At 71.1% G+C, this 17,810-nt stretch carries 13 protein-coding genes and 2 pseudogenes; 9 read left to right on the forward strand and 6 right to left on the reverse strand.

Annotated features, from left to right (window positions below):
- Positions 1-27 precede the first annotated feature (27 nt).
- Both SMIR_RS05740 and SMIR_RS05745 read right to left on the reverse strand, forming a co-directional pair.
- On the reverse strand, positions 28-1,776 hold the full coding sequence (locus SMIR_RS05740) for a serine/threonine-protein kinase (RefSeq protein ID WP_248003212.1): 1,749 nt from the start codon (positions 1,774-1,776) through the stop codon (positions 28-30).
- A 514-nt stretch (positions 1,777-2,290) separates the two neighbouring features.
- Positions 2,291-2,461 (reverse strand): annotated as a pseudogene (locus SMIR_RS05745) (IS701 family transposase); the annotation flags it as partial.
- Between the two features lie 311 nt (positions 2,462-2,772).
- Here SMIR_RS05745 and SMIR_RS05750 point away from each other — a divergent pair.
- Positions 2,773-4,959 (forward strand): recombinase family protein, encoded by a 2,187-nt coding sequence (locus tag SMIR_RS05750; protein ID WP_212726697.1) that lies wholly within the window; start codon positions 2,773-2,775, stop codon positions 4,957-4,959.
- Positions 4,960-4,970: 11 nt separating this feature from the next.
- On the opposite strand, the pseudogene SMIR_RS05755 reads toward SMIR_RS05750, so the two are convergent.
- Together SMIR_RS05755 and SMIR_RS05760 are read right to left on the reverse strand one after the other, a co-directional pair.
- Positions 4,971-6,086, reverse strand: a pseudogene (locus tag SMIR_RS05755) (IS701 family transposase); the annotation flags it as partial.
- A 65-nt stretch (positions 6,087-6,151) separates the two neighbouring features.
- Positions 6,152-7,684 carry an IucA/IucC family protein gene (locus SMIR_RS05760; protein WP_212728308.1) on the reverse strand — a complete coding sequence of 511 codons (1,533 nt, stop codon included), beginning with the start codon at positions 7,682-7,684 and terminating at the stop codon, positions 6,152-6,154.
- An 86-nt stretch (positions 7,685-7,770) separates the two neighbouring features.
- On the opposite strand from SMIR_RS05760, the gene SMIR_RS05765 reads away from it, so the two are divergent.
- From SMIR_RS05765 to SMIR_RS05775, 3 genes are read left to right on the forward strand one after another with little or no spacing between them, the layout of a single operon-like run.
- Positions 7,771-9,267 (forward strand): IucA/IucC family protein, encoded by a 1,497-nt coding sequence (locus tag SMIR_RS05765; RefSeq protein ID WP_249938377.1) that lies wholly within the window; start codon positions 7,771-7,773, stop codon positions 9,265-9,267.
- Between the two features lie 49 nt (positions 9,268-9,316).
- A complete protein-coding gene (locus SMIR_RS05770) occupies positions 9,317-10,582 on the forward strand; it encodes a VWA domain-containing protein (RefSeq protein WP_168497118.1) in 1,266 nt (421 codons plus the stop codon).
- Positions 10,582-11,397, forward strand: a complete 816-nt coding sequence (locus SMIR_RS05775; RefSeq protein WP_168497116.1) for a hypothetical protein — start codon at positions 10,582-10,584, stop codon at positions 11,395-11,397. Before SMIR_RS05770 ends, SMIR_RS05775 begins: the two co-directional genes overlap by 1 nt.
- Positions 11,398-11,809: 412 nt before the next feature.
- On the opposite strand, the gene SMIR_RS05780 is transcribed toward SMIR_RS05775, so the two are convergent.
- Positions 11,810-12,445: a winged helix-turn-helix transcriptional regulator gene (locus SMIR_RS05780; protein ID WP_248003210.1), complete on the reverse strand. Its 636-nt coding sequence runs from the start codon at positions 12,443-12,445 to the stop codon at positions 11,810-11,812.
- Positions 12,446-12,530: 85 nt separating this feature from the next.
- On the opposite strand from SMIR_RS05780, the gene SMIR_RS05785 reads away from it, so the two are divergent.
- From SMIR_RS05785 to SMIR_RS05800, 4 genes are all read left to right on the forward strand, one after another.
- Positions 12,531-13,739, forward strand: a complete 1,209-nt coding sequence (locus SMIR_RS05785) for a pyridoxal phosphate-dependent aminotransferase (protein WP_054237061.1) — start codon at positions 12,531-12,533, stop codon at positions 13,737-13,739.
- Positions 13,740-13,829: 90 nt separating this feature from the next.
- On the forward strand, positions 13,830-14,429 hold the full coding sequence (locus SMIR_RS05790) for a histidine phosphatase family protein (protein WP_168497113.1): 600 nt from the start codon (positions 13,830-13,832) through the stop codon (positions 14,427-14,429).
- Between the two features lie 72 nt (positions 14,430-14,501).
- Positions 14,502-15,131, forward strand: a complete 630-nt coding sequence (locus SMIR_RS05795; protein ID WP_168497111.1) for a hypothetical protein — start codon at positions 14,502-14,504, stop codon at positions 15,129-15,131.
- A gap of 80 nt (positions 15,132-15,211) precedes the next feature.
- Entirely contained in the window at positions 15,212-15,634 is a 423-nt protein-coding gene (locus SMIR_RS05800) for an acyl-CoA thioesterase (RefSeq protein WP_212726698.1), read from the forward strand.
- Between the two features lie 21 nt (positions 15,635-15,655).
- On the opposite strand, the gene SMIR_RS05805 is transcribed toward SMIR_RS05800, so the two are convergent.
- On the reverse strand, positions 15,656-16,057 hold the full coding sequence (locus SMIR_RS05805; protein ID WP_168497107.1) for a winged helix-turn-helix transcriptional regulator: 402 nt from the start codon (positions 16,055-16,057) through the stop codon (positions 15,656-15,658).
- A gap of 112 nt (positions 16,058-16,169) precedes the next feature.
- Here SMIR_RS05805 and SMIR_RS05810 point away from each other — a divergent pair, with 112 nt between their 5' ends.
- Positions 16,170-17,669 (forward strand): MFS transporter, encoded by a 1,500-nt coding sequence (locus tag SMIR_RS05810; RefSeq protein WP_282190331.1) that lies wholly within the window; start codon positions 16,170-16,172, stop codon positions 17,667-17,669.
- The last annotated feature ends 141 nt before the right edge of the window (positions 17,670-17,810 follow it).

Below are 17,810 nucleotides of genomic sequence, written 5' to 3' on the forward strand. Positions count from 1 at the left end.
CGTCGGTCGGTGCCCGGAAGGCGTGCCTCAGCCCGAACCGGCCTCGCAAGTCAGCGACAGAGGCACCATGTTGGACTTGCCGTGCAAGGGTGCCTTGAGCTCCACGCCGATTTCGCTCTCGAGCTTTCCGGCTTCCGCCCACGTGCTCAGGCTCACCGTGTCCTGCTTGCTGAGTCCTCCGTCATCCGAGAACACCAGCGTCCTCCAGTGCGGATCGGTCACCGAGCCGTCCTTGGACACCCACCGGTAGGAGAACTGGGCCGGCAGCCGGTCCACCGAGAACGTCGCCGTAAAGGTGGGCGCCTGCTCGCTCGGCGGCGGGCACTGTCCCGAGTACGTCGTGTGCGAACCCGTCACCGTCACCCGCACCCCCAGGGTGGCGGAGGCGCCTTGGTCGTCGCCCTGTGTGCTCGAGGCCGTGGCGTTCTCGGCGTTTTTCGAGGCCGAACCCGCCCCTGCGGTGGCCTTGCCGGCGCTCTGCCGATCTCCGCTTCCGTTTCCGTCGTTCATGAGCGCATAGCCCACCCCGGCCAGCGCCAGCACGCACAGGGACACGCCCGCGGCGACGAGCGCGATGCTGCGCCGACTGCGCCGCGCGTCAACCGGGGGGAGGGAGGAGGGGGGTGTTCCCGCGGCGCGCGGAACCGGCACCGCGGGATCCGCGACCGCGGGCTGCGCCCCAGGATCCGCGTCCGCCGCCTGCGCCAGGGAATGCGTGGCCGTGGGCTGCGCCGAAGGATCCGCGACCGTCGCCTGCGCCAGGGAATCAGCGACCGTGGGCTGCGCCAAGGGATCAGCGACCGTGGGCTGCGCCAGGGAATGTGTGACCGTGGGCTGTTCCCCAGGATCCGCGGGAGACGTGCGTGTCGTGGGCTGCGCCGAAACGGTCGGGGAGTCAGAAGGCGGCTGCACGATTCCCGCGTCGGGGACGCCGCCCTGGCAGATGAGCCGCAGGTCCTGTTCCGCCTGCTCGGCAGTGAGACGTTCGTCCGGATCCTTGCGCAGCAGCCCCTCGATGACCGGAGTGAGGGCGCCGGCCCGGCGGACTTGCGGCAACTCCGCGTCCACGATGGCCCGCAGGGTGCTGAGCGGGGTGTTCTGGCGGAAGGGGGAGCGTGCCTCGACGGCCGCGTACAGCAGCACGCCGAGCGACCACAGGTCCGACGCGGGCCCGGACCGCCGGCCCAGCGCCCGCTCCGGAGCCAGGAATTCGGGCGATCCGACGACTTCACCGGTCATGGTGAGCGCGGAATCGCCCTCGATCATGGCGATGCCGAAATCGGTGAGCACCACCCGGCCGTCCTTGGCCATCAGCACGTTGGCCGGTTTCACGTCGCGGTGCAGCACACCGGTCTCATGGGCGGCGTTGAGCGCGGCGAGCACCTCGAGGCCGATGGACGCGGCACGCTGCGGGGAGAGCCGGCCCTCGGCCTTGAGCAGGTCGGCCAGCGACTGACCGCGGACCAACTCCATGACGATCCACGGGCGGCCCTCCTCCATGGCCACGTCGTAGACGGTCACCACGTTCCGGTGCGCCACCCGGGCCGCGGCCCACGCCTCACGCTCCAGCCGCGTGTACATCCGCTCGATGTCGGGCGCCGCCAGTCCGGCAGGCGCCCGGACCTCCTTGATGGCAACCTCGCGCTGCAACACCTTGTCGTAGGCGCGCCACACGGTGCCCATGCCGCCCGCGCCGAGGGGCGAGAGCAGACTGTAGCGGCCGGCAATCACACGCTCGCTGCCCGACTCTTCGGACACGGCGTCCTCATTGGCCATCGGAGCGATTCTCCCTTTCCATACGCAAGCTGCTCGTCAGAGCGCGGACATCGCACTTGGACCATGCACCTGGCCTGCCCGGAAAGCAGGGCACGGACGGAGTGCCCCCACGGTGGAGGAACCCGCGGCGACCCAACGGGCTAATCCGACGGTGATCGTACCGTCGTTTACCGGACGCGGGTGCCGACGTGTGCGCGGCGCCGCCCGGGTCGGATCGCTCCATCATCACGTTCATCTGCCGTCCCCCCGATGTTCGTCTCGCCTTGTCGGCGTGCCGACGGCGGCGACCCCGTTGGTGGTGGGGTGGGGTCTGCCCCAGATCCGTTGGCCGGCACGGGAGTTGAGCTGGTCACTGCCCCCGCCATCAGGACATGTACCCAGCCGAGGAGGAACCCGGCACTAGTAGGGCTTGGTCAGGTCTGTATTGGTGCTGGTATGTCGCGGTGGCAGGTCGGGCAGGCGCCGGTCCAGACCGCGAGCAGTGTCTGTAGCTCGCGGACGACCTGGTAGAGGCTCAGGCCGACGCCGTGTCTTTTGGGGCCCGGGCCAGTCGTTGCAGAGTGCAGAAGGCATGTGCGACAGAGACAAGGGTGACGTGGTGGTGCCAGCCGCCCCAGGTCCGGCCCTCGAAATGGGCCAGGCCCAGGGCCTGCTTCATCTCCCGGTAGTCGTGCTCAATCTGCCAAGCACACTGCACCTATGAATGGGTATCAGGTAGGTGATGTGCCGGTAATCGGGCGTGAGGGGCTGTTGCGGCTGGTCGCGGTGGTCGAGCGGCTGCGGGCTCGGCAGGGTGAAGAGGAGAGCGAGTCGTCGTGGACGACGCAGGGGGCGGCTGCCCCAGAGCCTGGCCCGTCAGGGCCTGGGCGAGGAGGTGTGGGCGGGGCTGCCGGAGGTGAACCGGCTGCTGGCGGTGCGATGGCTGGCGGTGTTGGCGGGCCGGGCTCTGCCGGAGGCGGCAGCTGCACCGTCGGTGAGCGGTGAGGCGGACCGGTCATGACGGCGCTGATGCCGTGGGAGCGGTCTGGGAGCAAGGTGAGCGACCGGCAGCTGACCAGGCTCGCGGTCGTGTATGTGCGGCAGTCGAGCATGCAACAGGTGGCGGATCACCAGGAGTCGACCCGGTTGCAGTACGCGCTGGTGGACAGGGCGGCCTCGCTGGGCTGGCCCGCCTCGCGGGTGGTGGTGATCGATGAGGACCTGGGCCGTTCCGGGGCGAGTACGGTCGGACGCTCGGGGTTCCAGCGCCTGGTCACCGAGATCGGGCTGGACCATGTCGGCCTGGTACTGGGCATCGAGATGTCCCGCCTGGCACGATCGGGGAAGGACTGGTACCAGCTCATCGAGTTGTGCGCCCTGTCCGGTGCGCTGCTGGCGGACACCGACGGGGTCTATGACCCGGCGGAGCACAATGACCGGTTGCTGCTGGGGCTGAAGGGGACGATGGCCGAGGCCGAACTCCATCTGATCAAGCAGCGCATGCAGGCCGGGCGGGTGAACAAGGCCCGCCGCGGAGAACTGGCCGTGCCGCTGCCGATCGGCTATGTGCGCCGGCCGTCCGGCGAGGCGGTCCTCGACCCGGATGAGCAGGCACAGACCGTGGTGCGGCTGGTGTTCAGCAAGTTCGCCGAGCTCGGCACCCTGCACGCGGTGCTGCGCTGGCTGGTCGAGCACGGGATCGAACTGCCCGTCCGGTTGCGCAGGGGCCCCGACAAGGGCGAGCTGGAGTGGCGGCGGCCGAACCGGATGACGCTCCAGTGCATGCTGCACAGTCCGGTCTATGCCGGGATCTACGCCTACGGACGCCGCAGGGTCGAGCACCGCCGACAGCAACCGGGACGCCCCTCCACCGGCAGGGTGGTGCGCGGTGAGGACGAGTGGCTGGTGTTCATCCCCGACGCACTGCCCGCCTACCTCACCATCGAGCAGTACCGGGCCAACCTGGCCCGGCTCGCGGCCAACGCCGCCCGGGCCGAGACCCCCGGCACGGTCCGCGGCGGCCCCGCGCTGCTGGCCGGGCTGGTCAAGTGCGGCCGCTGCGGCAAGCGCATGACCGTGCGCTACCACCAGCACGCGGGCAGCACCCGCCCCGACTACGTGTGCGCCCGGCAGATGACCGACTACGGATCCGGGGAGCGCTGCCAGGCACTGAACGGGGCCTGCGTGGATGCCTTCGTCACCGCCCATGTCCTGGCCGCGCTGGCCCCGGCCGCGCTGGAGGTCTCCTTACACGCGGCTGAGCAGGTCCTGGCCGAGCGGGCCGAGCTGGAGAAAATCTGGTCCCAGCGGCTGGAACACGCCGCGATCAGCGCCGACCGGGCCCGACGCTGTTACCGCCTCGCCGAGCCCGAGAACCGCCTGGTCGTACGGCAGTTGGAAAAGGACTGGGAGCAGGCCCTTGCCGCCCAGCAGACCCTGCAGGAGGAATACGACCGCTTCACACTGACCCGTCCATGCACCCTCACCGCCGCCGAGCAGCAGGCCATCACCGCGCTGGCCGACGACATCGAGGGCCTGTGGAGTGCGCCGACGACCACCGCCACCGACCGCAAAGAGATCATCCGCGCGCTCGTGGAGCAGGTCACCGTCACCGTGCTGGGCACGAGCGAACGGGTCACCGTCACCATCACCTGGGCCGGCGGGAGGACAACCACGGGCGAGACCGCCCGCCCCGTCGCCCTCCTGCAACAACTCAGCTACTTCCCGCAGATCAAGGAGCGTGTCCTCGAGCTGGCCGGGCAGGACCACCGCGCCGAGGCGATCGCCCGGCGCCTGCACGCGGAGGGCTTCCGCCCGGCCCGCGGACGCGGAGACCGGATCAGCGCCAGCGCGGTCAAGGAGATCCTGCGCGAACTCGGCTGCCTGCCACCCGCCCGCACCCGGCCGGCCCCGCCACCCGGCGAAGCACCCGGCCACGATGAGTGGTGGCTGGAAGACCTCGCCGCCGAACTCGACATGCCCGCAGTCACCCTCTACTCGTGGATCTACCGCGGCTGGGTGAACGCCCGCAAGGAGTCCCGGCGCCCCTACCGGTGGATCCTCCACGCTGGACCCACCGAACTCGCCGAACTCCGCGAGCGACGCACCCGCCCGCCCGGCTGGTACACCCGACTCCGCTGGACCGACACCGACCCACGAATCCCGGCCCAAGACGAAGATCAAACAGCCAGTTCCCATTTATGAGTGCACTGTGGTTGACACATCTCGATGCGCCAGCGGAGCTTGGCGAGCCGGACCAGCGTGGTCAGAGGCATGCCGGAGGGCAGGTCGGACAGCCAGAACTGCACCGGCTCGCTCTCACCGGCAGGCCATTCGGCCAACAGCCAGCACTCTGGCAGCTCCGGGCCGTTGGTGGCCTGCCGAACCTCGCGTCCGGCAGGCCGGATGCGCAAGGCCACGAAGCGGGAGTACATCCGCTTGCGGCCGGAGCGGCCGGTGCCAGGCCGGGAGCCTTCACGCCACTGCACCGGCCGAGCTGCCTTCCGCCCCGCCGCGATGACCAACTCCTTCACCGACCGTGGCTTGTCGGGATACTTGGCCACCGGCGGGCGTCCGGTCCCGGAGTACGGCTCGGCCACCGGCACCGCGTCGGCGGGCTGAGCCGACAGCGTGGTGGAGATCCCCACCACGTAATTCAGGCCGCGGGCCTGCAGTCCGTGGCGGAACGCGGCAGCGTCGCCGTATCCGGCGTCCGCGACGGCCAGCGGCACCTCGATCCCCCACGAGCGGGTCTCGTCGAGCATGTCCAGGGCCAGCTGCCACTTCTCCACATGCCCGACATCGTCCGGGATGCCGCAGGCGGTGCGGCGGGCGATCTTGTCCGCATCGGCCTTCGGTGAGGCGGGATCCCAGGTCCGGGGCAGGAACAGCCGCCAGTTGACCGCCGCCGAGGCGGTCTCGGACGCGAGGTGGACCGAGACGCCGACCTGGCAGTTGGTGACCTTGCCCGCGGTGCCGGTGTACTGCCGCGACACGCATGCCGAGGCAGTCCCGTCCTTGAGGAACCCGGTGTCGTCGAAGACCAGGGCTTCCGGCCCGATCACCTTCTCCATCCGCCAGGCGAGCTGGGCCCGGATATGTGCCGGGTCCCAGGGGCTGGTGGTGATGAAGTTGGCCAGTGCCTGACGATTGCCGTCCTCCCCGAGCCGGGCGGCCATCGGCTCGACCGACTTACGCTGCCCGTCGGTCAGCAGCCCCCGCAGATAAACCTGCCCCCACCGGCGCTGATCCTTGCGCGCGAACGGCTCGAACACCTCCGCCGCGAACGCCTCCAACTCACCACGCACCACAGCAATCTCGTCCGGAGTCACACACTCTCAACGCCACACCGGGCCGACAGGACACGCACCACCACAACCGACCTGACCAAGCCCTACTAGGCGCGCGCCAGCGGATTCGGCAGCGGGAGGTAGCGGGCGTCCGCGCCGTCCGCGCCCGTCCAGCGGAGCAGCAGATTCGTCTTGCCGGGGAGCGTGGGGGCGGCGAGCAGCTCGGCGATCTCGTGCGCGATCCCGGGCAGGCCGTGCCGGGCCAACTCGGTCCGTACGGCGGGCCACGGGTCCCAGCCCGGGTGGTCCTCCGCGAGCAGGGCGGCGAGTTCCGACACGTTGTTGACGATCAGGCAGTAGACCAGCCGCTCCCATCCGGCGGCCCGGTCCACGTCCGTGAGCAGCTTCACGCCCTCCGCGTCCCGGAACAGCGCCTGCACGGGGATGCCGTCGGCGTCCACGGCCACCACCGTGTTCTGGAGGTGCGCCTCGATGACGACGCCGTGCAGCGCGAAGGCCGCAAGGGCCGGCGGTACGACCTGGCGCAGATACGCCGTCCACCAGGCGGACGGGTCGGTGAGACCGTCGAGGGGACCGCCCTCGAAGCGCTCGACGAGGGCGGCGGCGAGGAGCGGGGTCGCGCCGGGGACGACGTGCTCGCGCAGCCCGTCGCGGACGAGGACCGCGAGTTCTTCGAAGGCGAAGTCGGCGGTGCGGTAGCCGCGGTCGCTCAGCCAGGCGGCGCCCGCACCGGTGGTCGCGAACGCGGCGGCTGTCGCCTCGTCGGTGCGGCGCAGTTTCAGCAGGTCGTGGCGCCACAACCGGCGGATGTCGTTGGTGATGCGCACGTCGAGGCTGAACTTGACGAAGACGTCGTCCTCGGGGGCGTAGAGCGTGCGGATGGCTGCCGTCGGCCACAGCGGGCGCGCGGTGCGGCCCAGGCGGATCAGCCGGCCGTCCGCGAAGGCCTCCCGGATCTCCGGGCGAGCGCCGACCATGTCGAGCTGCCAGGGGTGGGCCGGAAGCAGCCGGTAACCCTCCGGAGCCGGCCCGAAGTCGTCGAGCGCCGAGGTGTCGCCCTCCTCGACGACCGCGTCCTCCCGCACGCCGAGCAGCTCCAGCGGGAAGCGGGCGTACGCCTCGGGCGCGTAGGGCAGCCAGCCGGTGACGGGGCCACCGCCTCGGGCCTTGGGCGCGGGGTGGTACGGGTGCCCGGTGATCAGGGACTGCTCGGAGCGGATGTACGGGTCCGCGGGCGGCGTCGCGTGCAGGCGGGCGGCGAGCAGCGCGGCCACCGCGTCCCGGCTGTCGATCATCTCGGCGGGCAGCTCGTGGTTGGACAGACCGGTGGATCCGCGCAGTTCCTCGGTGGTGAGTTTGACCAGTTCGGCGTGGGTGAGCCGGTGCCATGCCCCGTCGGCGTACACCTCGGGCGCCACGGGCCTGCGCGTCACCCGCACCCGCAGCAGCCGCCCACTGGAGCGGAGCCGGAACACACCGGAGCCCCCGGCGACCCGGCCGGGGTCCGCTGCGGGCACCCCCACCTCCCGCAGCAGACAATTGAGCAGCGGCGCGGCGGCGTACGCGTCGGCGGCCTCTTCTATGTCGTCCCTGGGGGGCATGGAATCCACGCGATCCATTCGTTCCATACGGTGCACTGGTGATCAGTATGTCTGTCGGCGCGGGCGACCGCGACGCACAGTCCCCGTACCCAAGGAGCCCGACCGTGCACCGTCCTCCCACGCCCGACGCCGAGGCAGCGCTCGCCGACGAGCTGAGCGCCGTACGCCCCGCCCTCTCGGCGCCGTACGCGGCCGGGCTCCCCGGCGCCCGGGCGGCCGTGCTGAGCCGTCTGTGGCGTGCGCTGGCGTATGAGCCCATGCCGTGGATCGCGCACCGCGAGCCGGGGGCCGACGGGCTCACGCTCCACCTCACCGACGGCCGGAGGCTGTACGGCCCGCGCCCGGATCCGTACGCGACCACCACATACGTCACCGAGGTCCGGCTGGACGACACGGCGTACGACCGTCCGGCGCGGCTCATGACGACCCTCGCCGTCCCCCACGCCGCCGCCTTCGCGGCCGAACTCGACCACAGCGTCGCCTCGTTGGCCCTCTCCCGCGCCGACCAGGCCGCCGCCGGCCGGGAGCCTACGACCGGCTGGGAGTGGGAGCAGCGGGTGGTCGACGGACACCCGTACCACCCCAACTGCCGTTCGCGTCCCGGCTTCTCCGCGGCCGAGCAGCTCGCGTACGGGCCGGAGCACCGGCCGGTGGTGGAACTGGGCCTGGTGGCCGTCGACGACTGTCTGGTCCGGGGCGAGTGGCCCAAGTGGCTGCGGGACGAGGACCGTATCCTGATCCCGGTCCACCCCTGGCAGACGGCGCATGTCCTGCGTGCCGCGCCCCAGGAGGTCGTCCCCGCACACCCGTTGATGTCGCTGCGCACCCTCGCCCTCCCCGACGGGCCGCACATCAAGACCGCGCTGAGCGCCCGGCTGACCTCCTCCGTGCGGGACATCTCGGTCTACTCGATCGAGACGTCGGCGACGGTGTCGGCGTTCGCGGAGGACATGGCGGCCCGCACGGACGGCCTGCTGCACGTCACCCGCACCCTGGGCGCCGTCACGGCCCACTCCCCCGACCTGGCGGCGGTGCTGCGCGAGTCCCCGGACGTGTACGCGCACCTGGGCGAACGCGTCCTGCCGGTGGCCGCCCTCGCGACCACCGAGCTGCCCCGGTCGGCCGCCTGGCTGGCCGACCTCACCCGCCTCGCGCTCACCGTCTGTCTGCGGCTGCTCGACCAGGGGGTGGCCCTGGAGGCACACGGCCAGAACCTCCTGGTCGTACTGTCCGCCACCGGCGCCCCGGTCCGGCTCGTCTACCGCGATCTGGCCGACATCCGCGTGAGCCCGGCCCGGCTGGCCCGGCACGGCATCCCCGTGCCGGCGCTGTCCGGACGGATCGTCACGGACGACGTGACCACCCTGCGCCGCAAGATGTTCGGCTCGCTGATCGGCGGCACACTGGGGGCGACCGCGGGATCCTCGGCGGTGCTGCGGGAGGCCCTGGAGACGGTCGTACGGGATCTGCCGCGCACCCCGGACCTGGCTGCACTGCTCGAAGAGCCGTTGCCGACCAAGGCGTTGACCTTGATGCGGCTGTCTCCCAAGACGCCCGGGGACAGTTGGGCGCAGCTTCCCAACCCGTTCGCCACCCAATAGTTCGTAGATCGTTTTGAAGCCCGGCACCTTTGATCAATAGGATCCGGCGATGATCACAAGACAACGGCTGGCGGCAGGAGTCTGCGCCCTGCTCGCCGCCCTGACGGCCGGGATCGCCTTCCCGACCGGAGCGGTCGCCGACGAAACGGCGGAGCAGGCCGCTCCCAAGGTCGAACTCGTGCTGGACGTCAGCGGTTCGATGCGGGCGCGCGACATCGACGGCGGGTCGCGCATGTCCGCGGCGAAGCAGGCGTTCAACGAGGTGCTCGACGCGACACCCGAGGAGGTCCAGCTCGGCATACGGACCCTCGGCGCCAACTACCGCGGCAACGACCGCAAGACGGGCTGCAAGGACACCGCCCAGCTGTACCCGGTGGGCACACTGGACCGCACGGAGGCGAAGACCGCCGTCGCGACCCTCACGCCCACCGGCTGGACGCCGATCGGTCCCGCGCTGCTCAAGGCGGCCGACGACCTCGACGGCGGCAACGGCACCCGGCGGATCGTGCTGATCAGCGACGGCGAGGACACCTGCCAGCCGCTCGACCCATGCGAGGTGGCCCGCGAGATCGCCGCCAAGGGCATCGGGCTCACCATCGACACCCTCGGGCTCGTGCCCGACGCCAAGACCCGCGACCAGCTCAGCTGCATCGCGGACGCGACCGGCGGCACGTACACCTCGGTCCAGCACAAGGAAGAACTCACCGACCGCGTGGGTCAGTTGGTGAAGCGTGCCGCCGACCCGGTGGTGACGCCGGTCGCCGTGGAGGGCGCCGCCGCCTGCACGAGTGCCCCGACGCTGAAGTCCGGGCTGTACACGGACCGCGAGGAGTTCGGGCAGCACCGCTACTACCGCGTGGACGTCAAGCCGGGCCAGGAGCTGCGCGCCTCGGTGAGCGTCGCGGCCGACCGCGAGGTCAACCCGGACTACGGGGTGTTGCTGCGCGCGGTCACCGTGCACGGACGTGAGATCGTGCGCGGCGAGGCGGCGGGCAACGGCCGTACCGACGCCATCTCCACCGGTCTGCGCTATCCCAAGGCCGAGAGCGACGACGAGAACGCCCCCGCAGAGACCGTGTGCCTTCAGGTGTCCAACTCCTTCTCGGCGGCGAGCGGCGTGAAGACCGCGCCGGGCATGCCGGTGGAGCTGACGGTGGACGTCGTGGACGGACCGGACCAGGCGAGCGACGTGGCCTCCTTCGGCCTCGGCCGCGGCTGGTGGCTGCTCGGGGCCCTCGTGCTCACCGGCTTCCTTGCGGGTGTGCTGTGGGGCTGGGTCTCGCGCCTGCGGATCGCGGTCTGGAGGACCAACTGATGCGTGTCAGAAGAGTGTTGAGCACCGCCCTGCTGCTGCTCGGGATCGCCGCGGCGCCCGCCGCGGCCGACTCCTCGCCCTCCGCGAGCCCCTCGGGCGACAGCGCCGCGCCGACCCAGGCCGGCACGTCGTTCCGTACGGCGACCGAGATCAAGCAGGGCCAGCAGGCCACCGCCAGCGGGTCCACGGGCGACTACCTGTACTGGTCGTTCCCCGCGGACGCCGGGCAGCGGCCCACCGTGAAGGCGACGGTGAAGCTCCCGGAGGCCTCCACGCGGCACGCCGGCCAGACCTGGCAGCTCGACGTATACGACGGGCTGCGACGCCGCCAGGCCTGCCAGTACGGGGCACAGACACGGACGGCGGCACAGGACGCGGCCACCGTGGAACTGGCCTGCACCCTGCGCACGGTCCGTTCCTGGTCGGAGACCTGGGCCAACGACCCGCTGCCGGGCACGTACTACGTCCGGCTGACCGTCACCGGGCTCCAGGCCTCCGACCTGGGTCTGCCGATCGGGGCCGAGGTCAAGGTCGACTCCAAGGACATCGGCGGGTCGGCGGCGGTGGACGGTTCGCTGGCGAAGCCGCTGGTGCCGGGCATCGCGACGAGCGCCGAGAAGTCCGACTCCGGCTCCGGTTCGTCGACGGCCGCGCTGTCGTCCATCGAGCCCGACGACGGCTGGGCCTCCGGCTGGTGGTCCGACCGCTGGGTGTGGACCGCGATCGGCGGCATCCTCGCGGCGCTCGCGGGCATCGGCGGGTACGCGCTGACCCGGGGGTCCGGGCGGCCTTCCCGGGTGCCGCCGGGCGCCTAGTCACACGTAGGCGTCCGTGACGGCTCCGTGACGGCGAAGGCCCGCCGTGCCCCCTCGGCACGGCGGGCCTCGTCCCCCGCCCGGGTTGCCGCCGTCGTAACGGCACTCGAACCAGCTGGGGTTGGCAACTGGCCCCTGCTCCATCGGAGTGATGGTTCAGGGCCTCCCCGTCGCCTCTGGCCGTACTCACATGGCCAGGTCGCCTAGGGAGCTGGCCTCCCGGGAACGGACCACGCACAGGATGTGTGTCGCCGCCCCGGGGATGAGTACGCCGGGGACCAGTGCGCCCAACACCGTTCGGGGCGTGCGGCTGATCGGGCTCACACCTGCTCGGTCCAAAGGAACGGTTGGAGTACATGTGGCCGACGATGCGCGGCGTGCCACGGCTGCGGGACCCGCGGGGGCACCGGCGTCAGTCCCCGCGGAGCACCTTGGCCAGGGTGCTCTCCCCCGTGACCTCGATACGTCCGTCACGCACCGCGTCCAGCACGGTCGAGGTCCCGCGGCTCACATCCGTGCAGGTTCCGGTGTCGAGGCCGAGCCGGACGTCCGGCTCCTCCGGGGCGGGCCCGTCCCCGTACACGGGCCCCTCCTCGGCGCCCAGCCACACATGGAACTCACCCTCCTCCAGGCGGACTTCGACCAGCCCTGTAGCACCCTCCCACGCCAGGCCCCGCAGCAGCGGCAGCGCGAACCAGTGCGCCCGTACGGCGTCCGTGGCTCCGCGCTCGCCCAGCGAGGGCGCGCCCCACTCGCCGAGCGCCTGCAGCACGGGCAGCAACTCCCGCCCCCGGCCGGTGAGTTCGTAGACGTACGCGGCGCCCGGCGGCGGCAGCCGGCGCCGGGTCGTCAGTCCGTCGCGCTCCATGTCCTTGAGTCGGGAGGCGAGGACGTCCGTGCTCACGCCCGGCAGATCCGCGTGCAGATCGGTGTAGCGGCGCGGCCCGCCGAGCAGCTCGCGGACGATCAGGAGGGTCCAGCGGTCACCGACGGCGTCGAGCGCGCGGGCCGCGGAACAGTACTGGTCGTAGCTTCGGCGAGGTGACATGCGACGCAGTCTAGACATGTTGTTGGACTTTCCAAGCACTCACTTGGTAAAACCAAGCAACACCACGAACCGGAGGGCACAGCGCATGGAGTTCCGGCAGTCGAGCAAGCTCAGCGAGGTCTGTTACGAGATCCGCGGCCCGGTGATCGAGCAGGCCGACGCACTGGAGGCGGCAGGCCACAGCGTGCTGCGCCTCAACACCGGCAACCCCGCGCTCTTCGGTTTCGAGGCGCCGGAGGAGATCCTCCAGGACATGATCCGGATGCTGCCGCAGGCGCACGGCTACACCGACTCGCGCGGCATCCTCTCCGCCCGCCGCGCGGTCGCCCAGCGCTACCAGGAACGGGGCCTCGATGTCGGCGTGGACGACGTCTTCCTCGGCAACGGTGTCTCCGAACTGGTCTCCATGGCGGTCCAGGCGCTGGTGGAGGACGGCGACGAAGTCCTCATCCCCGCCCCGGACTTCCCCCTCTGGACGGCCGTCACGACCCTCGCGGGCGGCAAGGCGGTCCACTACCTCTGCGACGAACAGTCGGACTGGTACCCGGACCTGGCCGACATGGAGTCGAAGATCACCGACCGCACCCGCGCGGTCGTCATCATCAACCCCAACAACCCGACCGGCGCGGTCTACCCCCAGGAGATCATCGAGGGCATCCTCGACCTCGCCCGCCGGCACGGCCTGATGGTCTTCGCGGACGAGATCTACGACCAGATCCTCTACGACGACGCCGTCCACCACTCGGCCGCGGCGCTCGCCCCTGACCTGGTGGTCCTCACCTTCTGCGGCCTGTCCAAGACATACCGGGTGGCGGGCTTCCGCTCGGGCTGGCTGGTGGTGACGGGCCCCAAGCAGCACGCCCGCAACTACCTGGAAGGCCTGACCATGCTGGCCTCCATGCGGCTGTGCCCCAACGCGCCCGCCCAGTACGCCATCCAGGCCGCGCTCGGAGGCCGCCAGTCCATCCACGAACTGACCGCGCCCGGCGGCCGCCTCCACGAACAGCGCAACCGGGTCTGGGAGAAGCTCAACGAGATCCCGGGCGTCTCCTGCGTCAAGCCCAAGGGCGCGCTGTACGCCTTCCCGCGCATCGACCCCGAGGTACACAAGATCCACGACGACGAGAAGTTCGTCCTGGACCTCCTCCTCCGCGAGAAGATCCAGGTCGTCCAGGGCACCGGCTTCAACTGGCCCCGCCCCGACCACTTCCGCATCCTCACCCTCCCGCACGCCGACGACCTGGACGCGGCGATCAGCCGGATCGGACGGTTCCTGGGCGGGTATCGACAGTAGGGCCGCCGTATGGCGCACTCCGACCTGCGGACCGCCGGGGGCGATGACACCGTACGGAAGGAGTGACAGGACCGGAGAAGGGTGTCGGCCATGGGTGACCTGCTGCTCGTGCGGCACGGCGAGACCGAGTGGTCCTTGTCCGGGCGACACACCGGGTCGACCGACATCCCGCTGACGGAGAACGGCCGCGAGCAGGCCAAGCGGCTGGCCCCGCTGGTCGCCTCGCACCACATCGCGGCGGCGTTCGTGAGCCCGATGCAACGGGCGCGGGAGACGGCGCGGCTGGCCGGGGTCGAGGGGGCGCGGGTGGACGCGGACCTGTGCGAGTGGGACTACGGCGGGTACGAAGGGGTCACGACCGTGGAGATCCACCGGACCCGACCCGACTGGTTCCTGTTCGACGACGGCGTCGCGCCGGGGCCGCCGGAGCATCCCGGGGAAAGCCCGGAGCAGGTCGGGGCGCGGGCGGAACGGATGCTCGCCAAGGTCGACGCGGCGCTCGCCGAGGCGGAGGGCAGTGTCGTCCTCATCTCCCACGGGCACTTTCTGCGGGTGCTGACCGCGCGACGGCTGGGGCTGCGGGCTTCGGACGGCGCGTTGTTCCAGCTCGCCACCGGGACGATGAGCCGGCTCAGCACCGAGCATCGGCGGCATGTCGTCGCCGGCTGGAATGTCAGACCCCCGTCGTAGTCTTCGAGTGGGCCGGGAATGGGGTCGGCCCATCGGGGGCGTCGTCCTTCGGCTGCGGAAAGGGGTGCCGTCATGACACGACCGCCGACCGTCGCGCAGCGGCGTGTCATCGATGCGGCGGACCCGGTGACCGGGCGGCTGAAGGGGACGGACGCGCAGCTCGCCGCGCTGGTGAAGCGGGGGCTCGCCTTCCGGCATCCGCGGCCGCCGCACGCCCACTTTCTGACGCCCGCCGGGCACCGGATACGCGAGACGCCCGAGCCGGCGGCGGCCCCTGAGCCTCCCGCCGCCACCTCCGACTCGGGCGTGTTCACCGCGCGGATCGGCGGCGAGGACAACGCCGTTGGCGGTTCCTCCCGCACACGTGAGGTGCACAGTGCTTGGCAGGGGCTGCTGGAGCTGCGGCGGATGACCAATCGGGACGGGGCGGTGGACCGTCCGTGCGGGTGGGAGCGTACGCATCTGGTGCAGGCCGCCGCGCTCGCCCTGGAGGCCGCCGGGCACGACCCCGCGGCGGCGGAAGGCCCCGGCTATCGGGTGCGGGCGACTCCGCAGCCGGAGGCCGTCGCCGTGCGCGAGCCGGACATCGAGGCGCTGCGGGCCTGCGCGGCGACGCTGGAGAAGGCCGGCTGGCAGGTCGGCGAGCACACGGAGGCGCGTACGGGAGCGCGGTATGTGCTTGCCTCACCCCGGCGGGCATGAGGTCCCTCGATCCCCTTCCACCCCTCAGTAGAGTGGCGTCCGTTCCGGCCGTCGTACGCACGGTCGAAGAAGGGAATGCCGTGGCTGAGCCGTTTTCCGTGCCCGTGACCGTCCGCGGGTACGAGACCGACGTCCAGGGTCATCTGAACCAGAGCGTGTATCTGCAGTACGCCGAACACGCCCGCTGGTGCTTACTCGATGCGGCCGGGATAGGCCAGACCGATCTGATCTCCAAGGGTGTGGGACCGGTGACCCTGGAGACGACGATCCGCTATCTGCGGGAGTTGCGTGCGGGGGACCGGACCGAGGTGACCTGCGCGTTCACCTGGGGCGAGGGCAAGACCTACCGGATCGGGCAGACGATACGGAAGGCGGACGGCACGGTGGCTGCCGAGTTCACCGCGGTGGGTGGGCTGCTGGACCTCAAGGAGCGCAGGCTCGTCGCGGACCCCCGCGTGTACTTCCGCGCGCTGGCCGCCGATCCGGGCGTCTTCGGCCTCTGAGACCACCCCGCGGCGCGCGGTCTACGCGTCCAGCAGCTCCGGGCTGTGCTGAGCGTCGTAGGCGGCGCGCGACTCGGCGATCGTGACCCGGTGCCGCTCCGCCCAGTCCGTCAGGGACAGCAGAGTGGCGTGCAACTCGGCGGCCACCGGCGTGAGTTCGTACTCGACCTTGGGCGGGACCGTCGGGTGGACGGTACGGGTGAGGAGTCCGTCGCGCTCCAGATTGCGCAGCGTGAGGGTCAGCATGCGGCGGCTGATGCCCTCGATGCTGCGCTCCAGTTGGGTGAAGCGGATCGGGCCGTGCGCGGCGGCCACGATGATCTGAACGCTCCATTTCCCGGCGACCCTGTCAAGAACCTCGCGGACCGGGCACGCCTGCGCGTGCACGACCTGCGGGGTAACACCGGTGTTCCCTTGGGACATTGAGGTGCCTCCTTATACCGATCTCCATGGTCACTCACGATGTACCCCGTTACAAGTCGTGCACCTATGGAAACGCGTCGTATACGCGGTCGCACATATGGAGGTCGTCGTCATGCCGTTCCGGACCGAGTCACCGTCCGAGCCGCCGGTACCCCGAACCTACTCCCGCTGGGCCTCGCTCGTCGTCCTGTGCGCGGGCACCCTGATGACGATCCTGGACGGGAACATCGTCACCGTCGCGATGCCCGCGATCCAGAGTGATCTGGGGTTCTCGGGGCCGGGGCTCGCCTGGGTGGTGAACGCGTATCTGATCCCGTTCGGCGGGCTGTTGCTGCTCGTGGGCCGGCTCGGTGACCTCGTGGGGCGCAGGCGGATGTTCGCCGCCGGGCTCGTGCTGTTCACGGCGGCGTCCGTGCTGTGCGGGGTCGCCACCGGCCGGGGCCTGCTGGTCGCGGCCCGCGCTCTGCAGGGTGTCGGCGGGGCGATGACCTCGGCCGTCGTCCTCGGCATGCTGGTCGCGCTCTTCCCCGAACCGCGCGAACAGGCCCGCGCCATCGCGGTGTTCAGTGCGGTCGGCGCGGCGGGCGGGGCACTCGGCACGTTCCTCGGCGGGGCGCTGACCCAGACGGTCGGCTGGCACTGGATCTTTCTGATCAACCTGCCGATCGGAGTGGTCGCGTGGCTCGCCGCGATCCGGATCCTCGCCCCGGACCAGGGAGTCGGGCTCGGCAAGGGCGCCGACTATCCCGGGGCCGCGCTGGTCACGGGCGCGCTGATGCTGACGGTGTACACGATCGTCGGCGCCGGCGACCGGAATCCGGGGACCACGCTCACCCTGGCCGTGGTCACGCTCGGTCTCTACGTCGGCTTCGTCCTGCGTCAGGCGCGGGCCGCCCGTCCGCTGCTGCGGCTGCGGCTCTTCCGCTCCCGCGCCCTGAGCGGCGCCAACGGGGTGCAGATCCTGATGGTCGCGGGGATGTTCGGCTTCCAGTACATCGGTGCGCTCTACCTCCAACGCGTACTCGGATACAGCGAGTTGGCCACCGGCACCGCGTTTCTCCCGGCACCGATCGCGATCGGGGTGCTGATGCTGACCCTGTCCGCGCGGACGATCGCCCGGTTCGGACCGTACCGGGTGCTGCTCGCCGGGCTCGTCCTCATCACCGGGGGCATGGCCCTGCTGAGCCGGGCCCCGGCCGACGGCTCGTACGTCGCCGACGTGCTGCCGGCGATGCTGCTGCTCGCCGCCGGTTTCGCGGCCGCGATGCCCGCGGTGACGGGGCTCGCCATGACGGGCGCCCGGGAGGAGGACGCGGGACTGGCCTCCGGGCTCTTCAACACCACGCAGGTGGTGGGTGGTTCGCTGGGGCTGGCCGCGCTGACCACGTTGGCGGCGAGCCGTACGGAGCGTCTGACCGGCGGGGGTGAGGGGGCCGTGGCGGCCATGGCGGACGGATACCGGCTCGCGTTCACGGTGGCCACGGGGATCGCGCTGACGGCCCTGGTCCTGGCGGCGGCGATCCTGCGACCGGGACGGGGACACGTCCCGCACATCTCCACCGCCCGGCCCACGCCCTTGATGACGCGCCTCTCCCCTCGCAACCGGTCCTGACCAGGACTGCCGGCTCAGACCCTGCCCCAGAGGCACCCGGCAGCCGTGGAGGGAGCGTCAACTCGGTCTCGTTGCGCGGGTGTACTCCGTCCGGAATCTCTGGTAGGAAACTTTCCTAACAGTAAGTGGACGCAACACTCC

Source organism: Streptomyces mirabilis, assembly GCF_018310535.1.
In the GTDB taxonomy this organism is placed as follows: Bacteria; Actinomycetota; Actinomycetes; order Streptomycetales; family Streptomycetaceae; genus Streptomyces.